Genomic DNA, 16499 nt, shown 5'->3' with positions numbered 1-16499 from the left:
GCATACCTGTCGAAGGAGGCTGCACGCCGCGGCATTCTTAGCCCCGCCTCCATGGCGTCCATCATGTCGTGGCGCCTTTTGTCTTCGGACGGAGCGCAACTTGCGAGCAGTGCGGCAAGTAACGGAACGACTTTGGAATGCCTCATCCCTGTCAACCTGTCACGTCGAGCTGCGACCCGCAATCGGCAGTGAAGCTTCACGCAGGGGGCGTGCTGCGTGACCGCTTACAGCGCCGGCATCGAGTGCCGGAACGACCGGGATGGGGGCGCTAGCCGACGGGCCGCTTTCCGGCGCGGAACCTGACCGGGAACCCCTCGATCCGGCGAGGCCGCGAAAGCAATCGCCCCGGAAGCGGGTTCCGGGGCGATGCGAAATTCAGGACGGGATCAGCGCACCCGCGGGCCGCCGAAGGGCAGAGGCGGCGGGGGGCGGCGATCGCGGCGTGGGAGCTGCGCCTGATAGGCATGGCCGCAATGCGCGACGCAATAGGGGAAGCCCGGATTCACTTTGTCGCCGCAGAAATGGAAGTCAGGCTCGCCCGGATGGCCGAGCGGCCATTTGCAGATGCGGTCGTTGAGATCGAGCAGGCTGGTCTTGCCCGCGATCGCGTCGCTCGGCTTGGCCGGGACCAGACGGCGCGGCGGCGCCGGGGTGATCGGCGCGGACTGCTCGCCGGGGTTCTGACGGAGGAAGCCGCCGGGGCCGACAGAGCGGAGCACGGGCGCGTTCGATTCGGGCTTGGCCTCGGTCGTGGGCGGCGCCGCGCTGGGCGGGGCGGCCGGCGCTTGCGGTGCAACGGCGGCGGGCGCTCTTGGTGCCGGCGCGGCAGGCGCTGCCGGCCTGGGTGCTGCAGGCTCAGCCGCGGCCTTGGGCTCGTTCGGCTTGACCGGCGACGGGCGCGACTGGAGGCCCAGCCGGTGCGCCTTGCCGATCACGGCATTGCGCGACACGCCGCCGAGCTCCTCGGCGATCTGGGTCGCGGTCAGGCCGCTGTCCCACATCTTCTTCAGCGTATCGATACGCTCTTCGGTCCAGCTCAACTTCACATCCTTCAACTTGCGGGGCGCGCGGGCAGCGTTTACGCGAACACGCGATGAGCAGCCACCCGGAATCCGGCCCCAAAACCAGCCATAGTCTCCCCGAACCCGGCGTTCCGGTGATTCGCAACGTGAACTGGGGAGGACTGCGTACGCTCTATATCAAGGAGGTGCGCCGTTTCTTCAAGGTGCAGCTCCAGACGATCTGGGCACCGGCGGTCACGACCTTGCTGTTTCTGGTGATTTTCACCGTCGCTTTGGGCGGCGGCGGGCGCACGATCGAGCTGCAGGGGCACAGCATTCACTTCGCCGATTTCATCGCGCCGGGGCTGATCGTGATGGGGATGCTGCAGAATGCCTTCGCCAATTCGAGCTTTTCGCTGCTCGTCGGCAAGATCCAGGGGACGATCGTCGATTATCTGATGCCGCCGCTTTCGACCGGTGAATTGCTCGCGGGACTGTGCGGCGGGGCAGTGACGCGGGCGTTCTGCGTCGGCGCGACGGTGTGGCTGGCAATGGCGCTGTGGCCGGGGGTGAGCGTCGTGCCGCACCATTTCTGGGCGATCCTGTGGTTCGGCTTTCTCGGCGCATTGTTCCTGTCGCTGCTCGGCGTGCTGACTTCGATCTGGGCGGAGAAGTTCGATCATGCCGCGGCGGTGAGCAATTTCGTGGTGGCGCCGCTGTCTTTGCTGTCGGGCACCTTCTACTCGGTCGATAAATTGTCGCCGGTCTTCCAGACGATCAGCCACTTCAACCCGTTCTTCTACATCATCTCGGGGTTCCGCTACGGGTTCCTCGGGGTCGCGGATTCGCCGATCCTGACGGGCAGCGGAATCATCCTCGCGCTCGATGCGGGGCTGGGGCTGATCTGCTATTGGCTGCTCCGCCGGGGCTGGAACCTCAAGAATTAGCCGTGCATGGCGGCTGGGCATGGCCTCCCGCCGAAACCATTATTGACGCAGATGTGGCGCTGCTCGTAAACACCCGTTCCGGGCGGTCCGGTTGGCCGCCCTTTTGCGTTTCTGGAGCTCAACCCAGCTTTCTCGAAGGAGGTACCGTTCCCATGCCTATCACTCCGCTCATGCCCGTCTATCCGCGGTGCGGTGTGCGGCCGGTGCGAGGCGAGGGCGTGTACCTCTATGGCGAGCGCGGTGAGAAATATCTCGATTTCGCCGCGGGGATCGCCGTCAATGCGCTGGGCCATGGCCACCCGCATCTGACCAAGGCGATCCAGGAGCAGGCGGCAACGCTGATGCACGTCTCCAACCTGTACGGCAGCCCGCAGGGCGAGGCGCTGGCGCAGCGGATCGTCGACAACAGCTTCGCCGACACGGTGTTCTTCACCAATTCGGGCGTCGAGGCGATCGAATGCGCGATCAAGACCGCGCGCCGCTATCACTACGTCAACGGCAATCCGCAGCGCCACAAATTGATCACGTTCAAGAACGCCTTTCACGGGCGTTCGATCGGGGCGATCTCGGCGACCGACCAGCCGAAGATGCGCGACGGCTTCGAGCCGCTGCTGCCGGGCTTCGATTATGTGAAGTTCAACGATCTCGAAGGCGCCCTCGCCGCGATCGACGACGAGACCGCGGGTTTCCTGGTCGAGACGGTGCAGGGCGAGGGCGGGATGACGGCGGGCACGCCCGAGTTCATCCAGGGCCTGCGCAAGGCGTGCGACGAGCATGGCCTGCTGCTCATCCTCGACGAGATCCAGTGCGGCTATGGCCGGACCGGCAAGATGTGGGCCTATGAGCATTACGGCATCACGCCGGACATCCTGACCGCGGCGAAGGGCATCGGCGGCGGCTTCCCGCTCGGCGCGTGCCTCGCGACCGAGGAAGCGGCCAAGGGCATGGTGATCGGCACCCACGGCTCGACCTATGGCGGCAATCCGCTCGGCATGGCGGCGGGGCAGGCGATCCTCGACGTGATGCTAGAGCCCGGCTTCTTCGAACATGTCGCCAAGATGGGCGACCGGCTGCGCCAGGCATTCGAGCAGATGATCCCGAACCACGACCATTTGTTCGAGGAGATCCGCGGCAAGGGGCTGATGCTGGGCATCAAGCTCAAGGAGCCGGCCGTGGCGCGCGATTTCGTGGCGCATCTGCGCGACAATCACGGGCTGCTCACCGTGGCGGCGGGCGAGAACGTGTTCCGCGTGCTGCCGCCGCTGGTGATCGACGAGAGCCATATCGCGGAATGCGTCGAGCGGATGAGCGCGGGCGCACGCGCCTATGCGCCGCCGAGCGATGACTGATGTTCGGGCGTTTGCAGGATTAAATCCCTCCGTTCGTGTCGAGCCCAGTCGAGACACATTGCTTCTCGACTGCGCTCGAAGCGAACGGGGGCAGGGGATGATTTCATGACCTACCGGAACTTCCTCGATCTGTCCGATGCCGGCACCACGGGCGTGCAGGCGATGCTGGACGATGCCGTCGCCCGCAAGGCCGCGCGCAAGGGCTGGCCCAAAGGCAAGGCCGATGCCGACGCGCCGCTCGCCGGGCATGTCCTCGCGATGATCTTCGAGAAGAATTCGACGCGCACCCGGGTGTCGTTCGACATGGCGATCCGCCAGCTCGGCGGGACCAGCATCGTGATGGATGCCGGCAGCATGCAGCTCGGGCGCGGCGAGAGCATCGCCGATACCGCGCGGGTCCTCTCGGGCTATTGCGACGCGATCATGATCCGCACCGACGATCACGCCAAGGTGGTCGACATGGCGAAATACGCGTCGATCCCGGTGATCAACGGACTCACCGACGCTTCGCACCCCTGCCAGATCATGGCCGACTTGCTGACGATCCTCGAGAGCGGGCGGGCGTTGCCGGGGCTCAAGGTCGCGTGGCTCGGCGACGGCAACAACGTCCTCGCCTCGATCATGGAAGCGGGTGGGCTGATGGGCTTCGACGTCGTCGCCGCATGCCCGCAGGGCTTCCAGCCGAGCGACGAGGATGTCGCGCGCGGCAAGGGCCGTGCCCGTGTCGTCGGCAGCGCGAAGGAAGCGGTCGAGAGTGCCGACGTGATCGTCACCGACACCTGGATATCGATGGGCCAGGCACATGCCGAGACCAAGCTCGCGGCGATGATGCCGTTCCAGGTCACCGAACAGCTGATGGCTGCGGCGAAGCCCGATGCGGCGTTCCTCCACTGCCTGCCCGCACATCGCGGTGAGGAAGTGGTCGACGCCGTGATCGACGGGCCCCAGTCGCTGATCTGGCCCGAGGCCGAGAACCGGCTGCACGCGCAGAAGTCGGTCCTGCGCTGGTGCTTCGGGCAGATCGGCTGAGTTGTTTTGGGGCTAACGCTTCCTATTTAGGCGCAGAACCCCAAAAACCCGTTCGACAGGCCCGCGCGGAACGATGCTGCGTGCCGCGGACGGCGGAGATTTGAGCGATGAACACCACCGCCCCCACCGCCGATCTCGATCGTGTCGTCGGCTTTGCCATTCCGGAGCGTCATGCCCGCGGCCGTGTCGCGCGGCTGGGGCCGGTGCTCGATCAGATCCTGTCGGCACATGCCTATCCGCCGGTGATCGAGAGGCTGCTCGCCGAGGCGCTGACCCTGACCGCTTTGCTGGGGGCGATGCTCAAGAATGCCGAGGGGCAGATGACGCTGCAGGCGCAGACCAAGGGCGGCATCGTCAGCCTGCTGGTGTGCGACTACAAGAACGGCGAGCTGCGCGGCTATGTCCAGTTCGACGCCGAGCGGCTCGCGCGGCTGGGCAAGAACCCGTCGCTCTATGCGCTGTTCAACCAGGGCTATCTGGCGATCACCTTCGACCAGTCGACCACGAAGGAGCGCTACCAGGGCATCGTGCCGCTGGACGGCGAATCGCTGAGCGCCGCGGCGGAGAGCTATTTCCTGCAATCCGAGCAGATCCCGAGCCTCGTGCGGCTCGGCGTGGGCCGCGGCGCCGACGGAAAGCTGGTCGCGGGGGGCATCTTCCTCCAGCATCTGCCCGAGGGCGAGCTGGGCCGCGAGCGGCTGCATACCCGGCTCGACCATCCCGAATGGCAGCATGTCGAGGCACTCGGATCGACCATGGGCGCCGACGAGCTCGCCGATCCCGCGATCCCGCTCGAGAACCTCGTCTGGCGGCTGTTCAACGAGGAGAGCGAGGTGCGGCTGCTGAGCGGCGCCCAGCTTTCGCGCGGCTGTCGCTGCGACGCTGCGTACATCACGCAGGTGCTCGGCAAGTTCCCGGCCGAAGAGCGCGCGGCGATGGCCGACGAGAACGGCGTGATCAGCGTGGATTGCGCTTTTTGTTCGACGAAGTTCCCGGTGCAGCTCGCGGATTTTGTTTCACCCCCGTTGTAATCGCGATGCCGGTTTCCATATCTTTGTGGAACCGGGGACGCGGATTCGATTGGGGCGACGAAGATGCGGCCCCGGGGCGGGGAGTTGTTATGGTGCTTAAGCGTTCGATGCGCCTGGCGATTGCGGGCGCGCTGCTTCTGTTCGGTGCCGCGGGCGCGACTGCGCAGCGCGATCCTGTGCCGAACGCGCTCAACGGGATCGAGCGCGGCCAATGGCAGCTCAAGGCAGCGGATGGTGGTTTGCGGCGGCTATGCGTGCGCGACCCCTCAGTGCTGCTCCAGATCATGCACGGCGATACCCAGTGCGAGCATTTCGTGATGGAGAACGGCGCGCATGGCGGCACCATTCGCTATACATGCCCGAGCCATGGCCATGGCCGTACCACCATTTCGGTCGACACGCCGCGCGTGATCAACATCGAGACGCAGGGAGTGGCGGACGGGTCACCCTTCTCCGAACGCTTCGAGGGGCGGCGGACGGGCGCCTGCAACTGATCCTTCGCGCGGTTACGTTTCGTTAACCCTGGTCGGTTAGCTTTGCACTGCTCCTTCAGGGGCATCCTCTCTGGTAATACTCCCTGACTGGGCCGCCTAGGCGGCCCATTTTGATTCGGCCATTTTGATTCAGGGCGCGAAAGCGGCTAGCGGCAGCGTCATGACCGACAGCGTAGCGATTGCCCTGATCTCCGGCGGGCTGGATTCGATGGTTTCGGCCGCGCGTGCCCGCGAGGATGGGCACCGGCTGCTCGCGCTCTCGATCGATTATAACCAGCGCCACCATGTCGAACTCGCGGCGGCGCGCCGGATCGCGCAGACGCTGGGCGCCGAACGTCATGTCGTGCTGCCGCTCGACCTGCGCGCGTTCGGCGGCTCGGCGCTGACCGACGAGATCGACGTGCCCAAAGGCGGCGTCGGCGCCGACATCCCCGTCACTTATGTGCCCGCGCGCAACACGATCTTCCTCAGTCTCGCGCTTGGCTGGGCCGAGGCGGCGGGCGCGCGCGACATCTATATCGGCGTCAATGCGCTCGATTATTCGGGCTATCCCGATTGCCGTCCCGAATTCATCCAGGGCTTCGAGAAGCTGGCCGAACTCGCGACCAAGGCCGGGGTGGAGGGCGAGCCCTTCCACATCCGGGCGCCGCTGCAGGACATGACCAAGGCCGATATCGTTCGCGAGGCGGCGCGGCTCGGGCTCGACGCGGGGATGAGCTGGTCGTGCTACGATCCCGCGCCCGGCAGCCTGCATTGCGGACTGTGCGACAGCTGCCGCCTGCGTTCGAAGGGATTCGAGGAAGCCGGCATCCCCGATCCGACGCGGTACGCGACCGCCCCATGAGCTACGCGGTCAAGGAGATGTTCCTCACGCTCCAGGGCGAGGGCGTGAATGCCGGCGCGCGCGCGGTGTTCGTACGGTTCGCCGGGTGCAACCTCTGGTCGGGGCGCGAGCAGGACCGCGCGACTGCGATCTGCCGGTTTTGCGACACCGATTTCGTCGGAACCGATGGTCTGGGCGGCGGCAGGTTCGCCGATGCGGACGCGCTGGCGGACGCGGTCGCCGGATATTGGGGGGCAGAGCCTCTCGCGCGCTTCGTCGTCCTGACCGGGGGCGAGCCGATGCTGCAGGTCGACGATGCGCTGGTCGACGCGCTCCATGCGCGCGGCTTCCGGATCGCGATCGAGAGCAACGGCACGCTGCCGGTGCATCCCGGGATCGACTGGGTGTGCATCAGCCCCAAGGCGGGGAGCGAAGTGGTCCAGCGCTCGGGCGACGAGCTCAAGCTGGTCTGGCCGCAGGCGGGGACGGATCTCGATACGCTGGAAACGTGGGACTTCCGCCACTTCCTCGTCCAGCCGATGGACAGCGCCGACGGCGAAGCGAATATTCGCGCCGCGGTCGCGCTGGCGATGGAGCGGCCGCGCTGGCGGCTGTCGCTCCAGACGCACAAGCTGTTGGGCTTGCGCTAGAGACCTGTTTCTCGACTTCGCTCGAAACGAACGGGTAAGGTAAGCCTCAGTCCACAGCCTCTAGCGCGTCGCTATCAGCGCGCCGCATTTCTTCACCTGATAGGTGCCCTTGCGCCAGCATTTGTCGTTGCTGAAGAAGGGAGGAAGCGATGCGGCGGTCAGCCCCTGATAGCTGAGGCTGCGGCGCAGCTGCTCGCCCCACGGCGTGAGGCTGGCGCGGAGTTCGCGTATCCGCTCCTGCGCGACATCGCCGAAAGCGCCGCGCCTGGCGAACAGCGCTTCATGGCCGATTGAGGCGGCGGTCTGGCAGAAAGATAGCTGGCCAGAGACAGTCGAAAAGCCCGAATAGACACGGGTTCCGAACTTGTCGAGTTCGGTTTGCCCCGCCTTCTTGGTCTTGTTCTGGCGTGTAAAATATTTCTCGAGCGTTCCATAGGATTCACGCAGTTCGACTTCGTGATCTTTCAGGATGGCATTGTAATTGCCGAGCGTCAGCAGCGTGGGCTCGAACTGGCATTGGAGCGCGGCGACGTTGAGTGCAGCGCGCAGATTCCACACCAGAGCGGCGCGGAGCTCGGCAGGGGTCGCATCCGGCAATGCGGGGCCGGTCATGCCGGGTTCGGCGCCGGTCACTCGCCCGCTCGGCATGGCCGCGGACTTCAGGAAGAATTGTGCCGATGCAGGTGCCGCCGCGAGAAAGCCAGCCGCCACGGCAAGAACGGATACGATACGCGGAACTGGCATTATTCCCTCTTTCTGCTGGTCCCACGCGTGGTTAGGGCTTTTCGACTCCGTGCCCAAGCCCTTTTTTCGCTGCTTCGTGGCGGCGCTGCGAGGCCCAACGAAAAGGGCCGCCCGGTTGCCCGGACGGCCCTCTCAAACACGCTGACGCGCGATGATTACATCGCGTTGGCGGTGGTGTTCTCGGTCGTCGTGGTGTTCACCTCGGCGCCCATGTTGTCCATCGGAGCAGCCGCATCGATGTTGGTGACCATCGTGTCGGTCGTGGTGACGTTCTCGGTCGGCACGACTTCAGTGGTGTTGGTGACGTTGGTCGCCGACTCGTTGCTGGTGCACGCCGAGGCCAGAAGGGCCGCACCGGCGATCATCGAACCTGCAACGATCTTGGAAAGGACTGCACGCATGTAATAGCTCCCTAGATAGTGGATTTGGACAGCGGATACGCCGTTAATACCCAAACCGACGTGGACATTAGTCGGTTTGGGGCAAGCCCTCAAGACTCGATTTGCCCTTCAGCTAGAGAGAGCCTGCAAAAATGGCAGGAATGTGGCGGAGAGTGCTGAATCGAAGCGCTCCTTGCTCACATCCTTGCCGAGAGCGGCGGCGCTCGTCACCGGAAATTCGGCGATGCCGCAGGGCACGATGCCGGTGAAGTGGCTGAGATCGGGGGAGAGGTTCACTGCGAAACCGTGGAGCGTCACCCATTGCCGGATGCGCACGCCGATCGCGCCGATCTTGGCTTCGCGGCCGGCCGCGTCATGCGTCCAGATGCCGATCCGGCCCTGGGCGTGGAACGCCTCGATCCCGCAATGGGCCAAAGCGGCGATCACCCAGCCTTCGAGCGCATGGACATAGCAGCGCACGTCGCGACGGCGGTCGCGCAGATCGAGCACGACATAGCCGATCCGCTGGCCGGGTCCGTGATAGGTGTAGCGCCCGCCACGGCCGGTCTTGTGCACGGGGAAACGCGGGTCGAGCAGTTCACCAGCGTCGGTCGCGCTGGTGCCTGCAGTATAGACCGGCGGATGCTCGAGCAGCCAGATCAGCTCGCGCGCCTCGTGCCGCGTCACCGCGGCGGCGCGCGCCTCCATTTGCGCCAGCGCCACGCCATAGTCGACCTGCCCGGGCTCGACGCGCCATTCGATTTCGGATGTCATGCCCCGCCGATAAAGGGATTTTCGCAACCATTGGCAAGCCTCTGGCCGGCGGCTAACACGGGGCTCGGGAGGCGAAGGAAAATGTGCGTATCATGGTGAAGATGAGCATTGTCTGGGATCGGACGGCCGAGTTCCTGAGCGACAACATCGCCGCCGTGCTGCCGATCGCCTTGCTCACCTTCTTCGTGCCCGCGTCGATCGAAGGCAATTTCGCGGCAGCGATGATCGGAGCGGACGAGGGGTTGAAGATCCTGCTTACCGTCCTCCAGATCGTGTTCGCCGTGGTATCGCTCTGGGGATCGCTGGCGATCACCGCGATGGCGCTCGACATCGCCACCGAGCGCAGCGCGGCGAACATCGCCACGCGGCGCCTGATCCCCGCGCTGGTCGTATCGATCGTGATGATCGTAGTGGCTTCGGCGCTGGTGCTGCCGGTGCCCGGCATATTGGCGTTCAGTGGCTATGACATGGCGGCGATGGCGCGCGGCGAGAATGTGAACATGAGCGCGGGAGTGGCGAGCTTCATCGCCCTCTATTTGCTCGCGCTGATTCTCTTCCTGCTCTGGCTGATTGCGCGGCTGGTAGTCGCGACGCCGCTGGTTGTGCGCGAGAATCGCGTGCTGAGCGCGCTCGGCCAATCATGGCGGCTGACGCGCGGCACGGCGCTGCGCATCGTCGGCGTGATCACCCTTTTCGCGATCGTGAGCTGGGTGGCCGCGCTTGCCGCCAAAACCGTGTTCGGCAGCGTCTTCGCGCTCGTCGCGGGCAATGGCGACGGTGTGACGCTGTCGAGCGTGATGACTGCGATCGTCGTCGCCGCGGTGCAATCGGCCTTCATGGTCATCCCGCCGGCCTTCACTGCCAAACTGTATCTCGCGCTGACCGCGGCGAGCTTCCGCCAGACCGAAGCCGGCGCATGACGCTCAGCCTTGCCGGCGTTCTCGCCGACGCCCGGACGCTCTGGCGCAGCGAGCGCGAATTGCTGCTGCCGATCGCGGGGATGTTCTTCGTCGTGCCGATGCTGGGGATCGTGCTGCTGCTCGCCGGCAGTGGCTTTCCCGGCGACGTGGCGCCGGAGCAGGTGCGCGAGGCGGTGATGGGGTTCTACGCCGCCAATCTGCTGCCGATCCTGCTCGCCAATCTCGCGATCGATTTCGGCACCTTCGCGGTGCTCAACCTCTATCTGCAGGGCGGCGGACGCACGCTGGGCGAAGTGCTGGTGCTCACGGTCAGGCGGTTGCTGCCATGGCTGGCGATCGACATCGTCGCGGCACTGTTGTTCAGCTTCGGCTCGTCGTTGTTCCTGCTGCCCGGGCTCTTCGCCTTTGGGCGGACCTGGCTCGCGGGCCCGGCCTTCGCGGCGGCGCCCGAGCGCGGCGTGATCGAAGCATTCCGGCAAGGCTGGCGGGGTAGCGCCGGCTTCGGCTGGATCGTGTTGCTGGCAGTGTCCGGGTTCGTGCTGCTCGGCGCGTTGCTGTTGGTAATAGTGTCGACCGGCTTGCTAGCGTTGCTCGGCGCGGCGGTCGGGGACGAGCGGATCGTCGTGGCGATCGGCTATGTCGTCACCGCGCTGATCGGAGGATTCGCCTGGTCAGCGCTCGCGGTGCTTCGCGTCGCCGCTTATTTGCGGACGGCGCCCAGACAAGGAATGTGAGGCGCGGCTTCGGGCGCGAGCATGCCCGCGATTCGCGGATCGGCGAAGGTCTCGACGGTGCGCTTATAGGGCATGAAGCCGTGGCGCCGGTAGAAGCCGAGCGCCGCCGGATGATCGAGCGTACAAGTATGGACCCAGACGCGCGCCACGCTTTTGCGCCAGGCGAGGCCCAGTGCCTGCGCCATCAGCCAGCCGCCATTGCCCTTGCCGGTTAGTTCGGGGACGAGCCCGAAATAAGAGAGCTCGCAGGTCCCCTCGACGCGGAAATCGAGCTCGAGCATGCCGAGCTCGATCCCGGCGCGGTCGGTTGCGGCATAAACCTCGATCTTTTCGTCATCGAGAATCCGGCGCAGCGCCTCTTCGGGAATCACCAGCCGCGAGAACCAGAGCCAGGGCTCGCCGACGCGGCGGAACAGCGCGCGATATTTGTCGCTCGCCGGCGCGGGCCAGTGCGTGAGCTTGAGCGGCGAGGGCGGTGCCGGGCGCAGCGGCGGCTTTTGGCGCATCTCCAGCGAGGTGACGATCGTCGCGATCTGGTCGTTGGGGACGGGCGTCAGGCCCATGCCGCGACCGGGGGCAGGCTCATCAGGATCGCGTCGACATTGCCGCCGGTCTTGAGGCCGAACAAGGTGCCGCGATCATAGATCAGGTTGAACTCGGCATAGCGGCCGCGCCATTCGAGCTGTCGGGCCTTGTCCGCCTCGGTGAAGGGCGCATGCATCCTCCGGCGGACGATACGCGGAAACGCGTCGAGGAACGCGCGGCCGACATCCTGGGTGAACGCGAAATTCGCGTCCCAATCGCCTTCGAGGTGATCGTAGAAGATCCCGCCGACGCCGCGATGCACTTTCCGGTGCGGAATGTAGAAATAGTCGTCGGCCCATTTCTTGAAGCGCGGATAATGGTCCGAAGCATGCGCGTCGCATGCCGCTTTCAGTGCCGCATGGAACTCGGCGGTATCCTCTTCGACCGGGATCGGCGGGTTGAGATCGGCCCCGCCGCCGAACCAGCGTTTGGTGGTGCACAGGAAACGCGTGTTCATGTGGACCGCGGGCACGTGCGGGTTGGCCATGTGCGCGACGAGGCTGATGCCGGTGGCGAAGAAGGCCGGGTCCTCGGCGGCGCCGTGGATCGTCTTCGCGAAATCGCCTTCGAACGTGCCGCCGACGGTCGAGACGTTGACGCCGACCTTCTCGAAGACCTGGCCCTTCATCACGCCGCGCACGCCGCCACCACCCGGCGCGCCGCTCGGGTCGGTGCGGTCCCAGGCGAGATAGTCAAACTTCGCGTCCGATCCTGCCTCGGCTTCGATCGCTTCGAATTCGGCGCAGATCGATGTGCGCAGGCTTTCGAACCAGATACGGGCGGCTTGCTGCTGGGGGTCGAGCTCTTGCATGGCCGGCCTAGTAAGCGGGGGCAGGGAAGCGTGTCGAGTGGACATAATGTCCCTCGAGCGCTCAGGCGGGCCAGCCGCCGGTCTGGCGCAGCGCCTCGCCGAGCCCGATTCCGGCGGCGACCGAGAGGTTGAGCGAGCGCAGCCCCGCGGCAAGCGGAATGCGCACCGCCAGATCGGCGCCGGCATGCACGAAATCGGCGGCGCCGGCGCTTTCCGATCCGAACAGCAAAGTGTCGTTCGGCTGGAACATCGCCTCCGGCAGCCGCGTGCCGCCCCGCGTGGTGAACAGGACCAGCCGGCCGGGAGCGCACGCCTTGAATGCGTCGAAATCGGCGTGGCGAGCGACTTCGACTTTGTCGTCATAGTCCATCGCCGATCGCTTGCGGCGCTTGTCGCTCCACGGAAACCCCATCGGTTCGATAATGTCGATGCCGACGCTGAAACAGGCGCCGAGGCGGAGGACGGCGCCGACATTGCCGGCGATCTCAGGCTGGAACAGTGCGATGCGCATGAGGCGCCCATAGCGTGTCGCGCCTCCGTGCGGGAGAGGGCGCGCCCGCGCCGGCCACCCGCGGCGCAAAATCCCTGTTGGCAAAGGCGCTTCCCCGCGTCTATCAGGCCGCCCAAGCCACCGGGGGCACCGGGCGGCTCTGGGCGCGCATGCGCCTGCGTCCTCTTAAGCCGCGCGTTCCTCGCGGATTGTTTCGAAGTGCAAGGGCTGATGCATGGCAACGCTTGAAGACGGTGTTTCCCCGACCCAGACCGTGGTCCCCCCCGGCGATGTGATCGAGAACCCGCGGCGCCGCGACTATCTCACGATCGCCGCCGTTTCGTTCGCAGGCGTGGGCGCCGGCGTCACGGTGCTGCCGCTGATCAATTCGATGAATCCCTCGGCGGACGTGCTCGCGCAGTCGACCACCGAGCTCGACGTCTCGGCGATCGAGCCGGGCCAGGCGATCAAGGCGAGCTTCCGCAAGCAGCCCTTGTTCGTGCGCAATCTCACGCCGGCGGAGATCGCCGCGGCCGATGCGGTTCCCGTGTCGAGCCTGCGCGACCCGCAGACGCTCGAGCAGCGCACCAAGGAAGGCCATACCAACTGGCTGATCACGCTGGGCGTGTGCACCCATCTCGGCTGCGTGCCGCTGGGCGCGGGCGAGGGCGAGAATCGCGGGCCGTTCGGCGGCTATTTCTGCCCGTGCCACGGCTCGGCCTACGACACCGCAGGCCGCATCCGCCAGGGTCCGGCACCGAAGAACCTCGAGGTTCCCGAATATGCATTCACGTCCGACACTGTCGTCGTGGTCGGTTGAGGATAGACGCAGATGAGCTTCCCCTGGGCACGCCACTACGAACCCAAGAACCCGCTGATGCAGTGGATCGACAGCCGTCTTCCGCTGCCGCGCTTCGTCTATAACGCAGTCGGCGCCGGCTATCCGGTCCCGCGCAACCTCAACTATTTCTGGAACTTCGGCGTGCTCGCCGGCGTCGCTCTGGTTGTCCAGATCGTCACCGGCATCGTGCTCGCGATGCACTTCCACTCCTCGGCCGCCGGCGCGTTCGAGAGCGTCAACGTGGGCATCATGCGCGACGTCAACGCGGGCTGGTTCCTGCGCTTCGCGCACGCCAACGGCGCCAGCATGTTCCTCACCGTGGTCTATATCCACATCTTCCGCGGCCTTTATTACGGATCGTACAAGGCGCCGCGCGAGATGGTGTGGCTGATCGGCGTGGTGATCTTCCTGCTGCTGATGGCCACTGCGTTCATGGGCTATGTGCTTCCCTGGGGGCAGATGAGCTTCTGGGGTGCACAGGTGATCACCGGCTTCTTCTCGGCAATCCCCGTGGTCGGCGAATGGGTCCGCGTGTGGCTGCTCGGCGGCTATGCACCGGACGACGCGACGCTCAACCGCTTCTTCTCGCTCCATTATCTGCTGCCCTTCGTGATCGCGGGCGCCGTGATCCTGCACATCTGGGCGCTCCACATCCCGGGCTCGGGCAACCCGACCGGCGTGGAAGTGAAGGGCGAGCAGGACACCGTTCCGTTCCATCCTTATTACACCGCCAAGGACGGCTTCGGGGTCGGCGTGTTCATGATCGTCTTCGCGATCCTGATCTTCTTCCTGCCCGACTATCTGGGCCACCCGGACAATTACATCCCGGCGAACCCGCTCTCGACGCCTGCGCACATCGTCCCCGAATGGTATTTCTGGCCGTTCTACGCGATCCTGCGCGCGTTCACCGCGGACTTCATCATCCCGGCGAAGCTGTGGGGCGTGCTGGCGATGTTCGGATCGATCCTGCTGCTGTTCTTCCTGCCCTGGCTCGACAAGTCGCCGGTGCGCTCGGCGAACTTCCGCCCGGCCTATCGCGTCGCCTTCTGGGTGCTGGTGGCCGACGTGCTGGTGCTGGGTTATTGCGGCGGTTCGGCCGCGACCCCGGGGATCGTGCTGCTCAGCCAGATCACCGCGATGTATTATTTCGCGCACTTCCTGATCATCGTGCCGATCATCTCGCGCCTCGAGCGTCCGAAGCCGCTGCCCAACTCGATCACCGAGGCAGTGCTGGGCGACAAGAGCGGCTCGCGGATGAGCGAAACGGCGCTGAGCGCGTAAAGGGGAATCGAAAACATGCTTCCGCTGTTCCTGCGCTCGGTCAAATTCCTTGTCGGTGGCGCCTTTATCTTCGTCCTGGCGCTCGCGCTGTTCGGTACCGTCTCGGGCTGGATCACCGATCCCCCGAAGCCGACCGCCGAGGAGGAGTTCCATCACCATCCGAAGGAGCTTGCGCTCAAGTCCGATGGTCCCTTCGGCAAGTTCGACAACCAGCAGCTGCAGCGCGGCTTCCTGGTCTTCGAAAAGGTCTGCGCGACCTGCCACTCGCTGAACCTCGTCTCGTTCCGCGATCTTCAGCAGATCGGCTATAACGAGGCCGAAGTGAAGAAGATCGCCAAGGATTGGCCGATCAAGCAGCCGGTGCAGGACGCAAAGGCGGGCACCTGGGGCGAGCGCGACAATCTGCCGTCGGATCGCTTCCCCAAGGTCTATTATCCGGGCACCGGCACGCCGCCGGATCTCAGCCTGATCACCAAGGCGCGGCATGGCGGCGCCGCCTACGTCCACTCGCTGTTGACGGGATATGAGGAAAAGCAGCCGGCCGAGCTGCTGGCCAAGTTCCCCGGTGCCAAGACGCCCGACGGCTCGCACTACAACCCGTATTTCGCGAACCTCAACATCGCGATGCCGCCGCCGCTGACCAGCGAGAACCAGGTCACCTATTCGGACGGCACGCGCGCGACGGTCGACCAGATGGCGCAGGACGTCTCGGCGTTCCTCGTCTGGACCGCCGAACCGACGATGGAGCGTCGCCATGCGGCAGGCCTCGCAGTGGTGATCTTCCTGCTGATCGCGACGGGCCTCGCTTATGGCGCGTATCTGACCGTGTGGCGGGGCGTGAAGCACTGAGGCTAGCGCTGCGACATCGCTGAACTGACGAAATCCCGCCGCAGCCCAGCTCGGCGGGATTTCTTTTTGGACGGAGCCGACGACGTGGCGAACGACAATGACGACATCCGGCGGCGTATCCGCACCATCCCCGATTTCCCCAAGCCGGGGATCATGTTCCGCGACATCACCACGCTGCTGCTCGACGCGGAAGGGTTGCGGCTGACGATCGACCGTATGGCCGAAGCGGTCGACGGGCAAATCGATCTCGTCGCGGGGGTCGAGGCGCGCGGCTTCCTGTTCGGCGCGGCGCTGGCAGTGAAGCTGGGCACCGGGGTGCTGCTGATCCGCAAGGACGGCAAGCTGCCCGGCGCGACGATCGCCGAGGACTATGCGCTGGAGTACGGCACCGATCGCATCGCCATCCACGCCGATGCCTGCGCACCCGGCGCTCGGGTGCTGCTGGTCGACGATCTGATCGCCACCGGCGGCACGGCGCGCGCCGCCGTCCGGCTGCTGCACAAGGCGGGGGCCGAAGTGGTCCAGGCGGCGTTCGTGGTCGACTTGCCCGAACTGGGCGGGGCGGACGCGCTGCGCGGCGACGGGATCGCGGTGAATGCGCTGGTGGCGTTCGACGGCCACTGAGCGAGATGGACAGGGGGTGAACTCACGCCCTTCCGTTCGTTTCGAGCGAAGTCGAGAAACCTCACACGCTCGAGATCCGTTTCTCGACTTCGCTCGAAACGAACGGGAGCTAGGGCCGTCAGACGCGAGAGCGTGGCTGGAA

Annotated in this window: 20 protein-coding genes; 13 read left to right on the top strand and 7 right to left on the bottom strand. The window is 65.6% G+C overall.

Going from position 1 to position 16499, the window contains the following annotated elements:
- Positions 1–386: 386 nt before the first annotated feature.
- A complete protein-coding gene (locus BR78_RS0111470) occupies positions 387–1040 on the bottom strand; it encodes a GcrA family cell cycle regulator (protein WP_029728592.1) in 654 nt (217 codons plus the stop codon).
- A 53-nt stretch (positions 1041–1093) separates the two neighbouring features.
- Between BR78_RS0111470 and BR78_RS0111465 the strand changes: the two genes are divergently transcribed.
- From BR78_RS0111465 to queE, 7 genes are all read left to right on the top strand, one after another.
- Positions 1094–1948, top strand: a complete 855-nt coding sequence (locus tag BR78_RS0111465; RefSeq protein ID WP_029728591.1) for an ABC transporter permease — start codon at positions 1094–1096, stop codon at positions 1946–1948.
- 152 nt (positions 1949–2100) lie between these two features.
- A complete protein-coding gene (locus tag BR78_RS0111460; RefSeq protein ID WP_029728590.1) occupies positions 2101–3297 on the top strand; it encodes an aspartate aminotransferase family protein in 1197 nt (398 codons plus the stop codon).
- Positions 3298–3402: 105 nt separating this feature from the next.
- Positions 3403–4326, top strand: a complete 924-nt coding sequence (gene argF, locus BR78_RS0111455) for an ornithine carbamoyltransferase (RefSeq protein WP_029728589.1) — start codon at positions 3403–3405, stop codon at positions 4324–4326.
- Positions 4327–4433: 107 nt separating this feature from the next.
- Complete coding sequence (gene hslO / locus BR78_RS0111450; RefSeq protein WP_029728588.1) at positions 4434–5357, top strand: Hsp33 family molecular chaperone HslO; 924 nt, start codon at positions 4434–4436, stop codon at positions 5355–5357.
- A gap of 89 nt (positions 5358–5446) precedes the next feature.
- A complete protein-coding gene (locus tag BR78_RS0111445; RefSeq protein ID WP_025560654.1) occupies positions 5447–5851 on the top strand; it encodes a hypothetical protein in 405 nt (134 codons plus the stop codon).
- A gap of 160 nt (positions 5852–6011) precedes the next feature.
- On the top strand, positions 6012–6695 hold the full coding sequence (gene queC, locus BR78_RS0111440) for a 7-cyano-7-deazaguanine synthase QueC (RefSeq protein WP_025560655.1): 684 nt from the start codon (positions 6012–6014) through the stop codon (positions 6693–6695).
- Positions 6692–7324, top strand: a complete 633-nt coding sequence (gene queE / locus BR78_RS0111435; RefSeq protein ID WP_025560656.1) for a 7-carboxy-7-deazaguanine synthase — start codon at positions 6692–6694, stop codon at positions 7322–7324. Before queC ends, queE begins: the two co-directional genes overlap by 4 nt.
- A gap of 60 nt (positions 7325–7384) precedes the next feature.
- On the opposite strand, the gene BR78_RS0111430 is transcribed toward queE, so the two are convergent.
- From BR78_RS0111430 to lipB, 3 genes are all read right to left on the bottom strand, one after another.
- Positions 7385–8068 (bottom strand): hypothetical protein, encoded by a 684-nt coding sequence (locus tag BR78_RS0111430; protein ID WP_025560657.1) that lies wholly within the window; start codon positions 8066–8068, stop codon positions 7385–7387.
- A gap of 155 nt (positions 8069–8223) precedes the next feature.
- Positions 8224–8469 carry a hypothetical protein gene (locus BR78_RS0111425; RefSeq protein ID WP_025560659.1) on the bottom strand — a complete coding sequence of 82 codons (246 nt, stop codon included), beginning with the start codon at positions 8467–8469 and terminating at the stop codon, positions 8224–8226.
- Positions 8470–8577: 108 nt separating this feature from the next.
- Entirely contained in the window at positions 8578–9222 is a 645-nt protein-coding gene (gene lipB / locus BR78_RS0111420) for a lipoyl(octanoyl) transferase LipB (protein WP_025560660.1), read from the bottom strand.
- 92 nt (positions 9223–9314) lie between these two features.
- On the opposite strand from lipB, the gene BR78_RS0111415 reads away from it, so the two are divergent.
- Both BR78_RS0111415 and BR78_RS0111410 read left to right on the top strand, forming a co-directional pair.
- On the top strand, positions 9315–10142 hold the full coding sequence (locus tag BR78_RS0111415) for a hypothetical protein (RefSeq protein WP_025560661.1): 828 nt from the start codon (positions 9315–9317) through the stop codon (positions 10140–10142).
- On the top strand, positions 10139–10876 hold the full coding sequence (locus BR78_RS0111410; protein WP_025560663.1) for a hypothetical protein: 738 nt from the start codon (positions 10139–10141) through the stop codon (positions 10874–10876). The genes BR78_RS0111415 and BR78_RS0111410 overlap by 4 nt, the downstream gene beginning before the upstream one ends.
- Here the strand turns inward: BR78_RS0111410 and BR78_RS0111405 are convergent.
- The 3 genes from BR78_RS0111405 to BR78_RS0111395 all read right to left on the bottom strand — a co-directional run bounded on the left by BR78_RS0111405 (position 10843) and on the right by BR78_RS0111395 (position 12783).
- Positions 10843–11439 carry a GNAT family N-acetyltransferase gene (locus BR78_RS0111405; RefSeq protein ID WP_025560664.1) on the bottom strand — a complete coding sequence of 199 codons (597 nt, stop codon included), beginning with the start codon at positions 11437–11439 and terminating at the stop codon, positions 10843–10845. The two genes, BR78_RS0111410 and BR78_RS0111405, sit on opposite strands and share 34 nt — an antisense overlap.
- Positions 11430–12272, bottom strand: coding sequence for an oxygen-dependent coproporphyrinogen oxidase (gene hemF / locus BR78_RS0111400; protein ID WP_025560665.1), 843 nt, complete (start codon positions 12270–12272; stop codon positions 11430–11432). The genes BR78_RS0111405 and hemF overlap by 10 nt, the downstream gene beginning before the upstream one ends.
- Before the next feature lie 61 nt (positions 12273–12333).
- Complete coding sequence (locus BR78_RS0111395; RefSeq protein ID WP_025560666.1) at positions 12334–12783, bottom strand: tRNA (cytidine(34)-2'-O)-methyltransferase; 450 nt, start codon at positions 12781–12783, stop codon at positions 12334–12336.
- Positions 12784–12997: 214 nt separating this feature from the next.
- On the opposite strand from BR78_RS0111395, the gene petA reads away from it, so the two are divergent.
- From petA to BR78_RS0111375, 4 genes are all read left to right on the top strand, one after another.
- Positions 12998–13582, top strand: coding sequence for a ubiquinol-cytochrome c reductase iron-sulfur subunit (gene petA / locus BR78_RS0111390; RefSeq protein ID WP_025560667.1), 585 nt, complete (start codon positions 12998–13000; stop codon positions 13580–13582).
- Positions 13583–13594: 12 nt separating this feature from the next.
- Entirely contained in the window at positions 13595–14884 is a 1290-nt protein-coding gene (locus BR78_RS0111385; RefSeq protein ID WP_025560668.1) for a cytochrome b, read from the top strand.
- A 15-nt stretch (positions 14885–14899) separates the two neighbouring features.
- Positions 14900–15733 carry a cytochrome c1 gene (locus BR78_RS0111380; RefSeq protein ID WP_029725363.1) on the top strand — a complete coding sequence of 278 codons (834 nt, stop codon included), beginning with the start codon at positions 14900–14902 and terminating at the stop codon, positions 15731–15733.
- Between the two features lie 66 nt (positions 15734–15799).
- Positions 15800–16357 carry an adenine phosphoribosyltransferase gene (locus tag BR78_RS0111375; protein ID WP_025560670.1) on the top strand — a complete coding sequence of 186 codons (558 nt, stop codon included), beginning with the start codon at positions 15800–15802 and terminating at the stop codon, positions 16355–16357.
- The last annotated feature ends 142 nt before the right edge of the window (positions 16358–16499 follow it).

The sequence above is a fragment of the Sphingomonas sp. UNC305MFCol5.2 genome (assembly GCF_000712135.1).
In the GTDB taxonomy this organism is placed as follows: Bacteria; Pseudomonadota; Alphaproteobacteria; order Sphingomonadales; family Sphingomonadaceae; genus Sphingomonas.
The sequence above is the reverse complement of the archived record's forward strand: the minus strand, read 5'-3'. Positions and strand labels throughout refer to the sequence as shown.

Excerpts from the sequence above, each read along its gene's own strand:
- BR78_RS0111465 (WP_029728591.1), top strand. The coding sequence starts at position 1,094 with ATGAGCAGCCACCCGGAATCCGGCCCCAAAACCAGCCATAGTCTCCCC.
- BR78_RS0111460 (WP_029728590.1), top strand. The coding sequence starts at position 2,101 with ATGCCTATCACTCCGCTCATGCCCGTCTATCCGCGGTGCGGTGTGCGG.
- argF (WP_029728589.1), top strand. The coding sequence starts at position 3,403 with ATGACCTACCGGAACTTCCTCGATCTGTCCGATGCCGGCACCACGGGC.
- hslO (WP_029728588.1), top strand. The coding sequence starts at position 4,434 with ATGAACACCACCGCCCCCACCGCCGATCTCGATCGTGTCGTCGGCTTT.
- BR78_RS0111445 (WP_025560654.1), top strand. The coding sequence starts at position 5,447 with ATGGTGCTTAAGCGTTCGATGCGCCTGGCGATTGCGGGCGCGCTGCTT.
- queC (WP_025560655.1), top strand. The coding sequence starts at position 6,012 with ATGACCGACAGCGTAGCGATTGCCCTGATCTCCGGCGGGCTGGATTCG.
- queE (WP_025560656.1), top strand. The coding sequence starts at position 6,692 with ATGAGCTACGCGGTCAAGGAGATGTTCCTCACGCTCCAGGGCGAGGGC.
- BR78_RS0111430 (WP_025560657.1), bottom strand. The coding sequence starts at position 8,068 with ATGCCAGTTCCGCGTATCGTATCCGTTCTTGCCGTGGCGGCTGGCTTT.
- BR78_RS0111425 (WP_025560659.1), bottom strand. The coding sequence starts at position 8,469 with ATGCGTGCAGTCCTTTCCAAGATCGTTGCAGGTTCGATGATCGCCGGT.
- lipB (WP_025560660.1), bottom strand. The coding sequence starts at position 9,222 with ATGACATCCGAAATCGAATGGCGCGTCGAGCCCGGGCAGGTCGACTAT.
- BR78_RS0111415 (WP_025560661.1), top strand. The coding sequence starts at position 9,315 with ATGGTGAAGATGAGCATTGTCTGGGATCGGACGGCCGAGTTCCTGAGC.
- BR78_RS0111410 (WP_025560663.1), top strand. The coding sequence starts at position 10,139 with ATGACGCTCAGCCTTGCCGGCGTTCTCGCCGACGCCCGGACGCTCTGG.
- BR78_RS0111405 (WP_025560664.1), bottom strand. The coding sequence starts at position 11,439 with ATGGGCCTGACGCCCGTCCCCAACGACCAGATCGCGACGATCGTCACC.
- hemF (WP_025560665.1), bottom strand. The coding sequence starts at position 12,272 with ATGCAAGAGCTCGACCCCCAGCAGCAAGCCGCCCGTATCTGGTTCGAA.
- BR78_RS0111395 (WP_025560666.1), bottom strand. The coding sequence starts at position 12,783 with ATGCGCATCGCACTGTTCCAGCCTGAGATCGCCGGCAATGTCGGCGCC.
- petA (WP_025560667.1), top strand. The coding sequence starts at position 12,998 with ATGGCAACGCTTGAAGACGGTGTTTCCCCGACCCAGACCGTGGTCCCC.
- BR78_RS0111385 (WP_025560668.1), top strand. The coding sequence starts at position 13,595 with ATGAGCTTCCCCTGGGCACGCCACTACGAACCCAAGAACCCGCTGATG.
- BR78_RS0111380 (WP_029725363.1), top strand. The coding sequence starts at position 14,900 with ATGCTTCCGCTGTTCCTGCGCTCGGTCAAATTCCTTGTCGGTGGCGCC.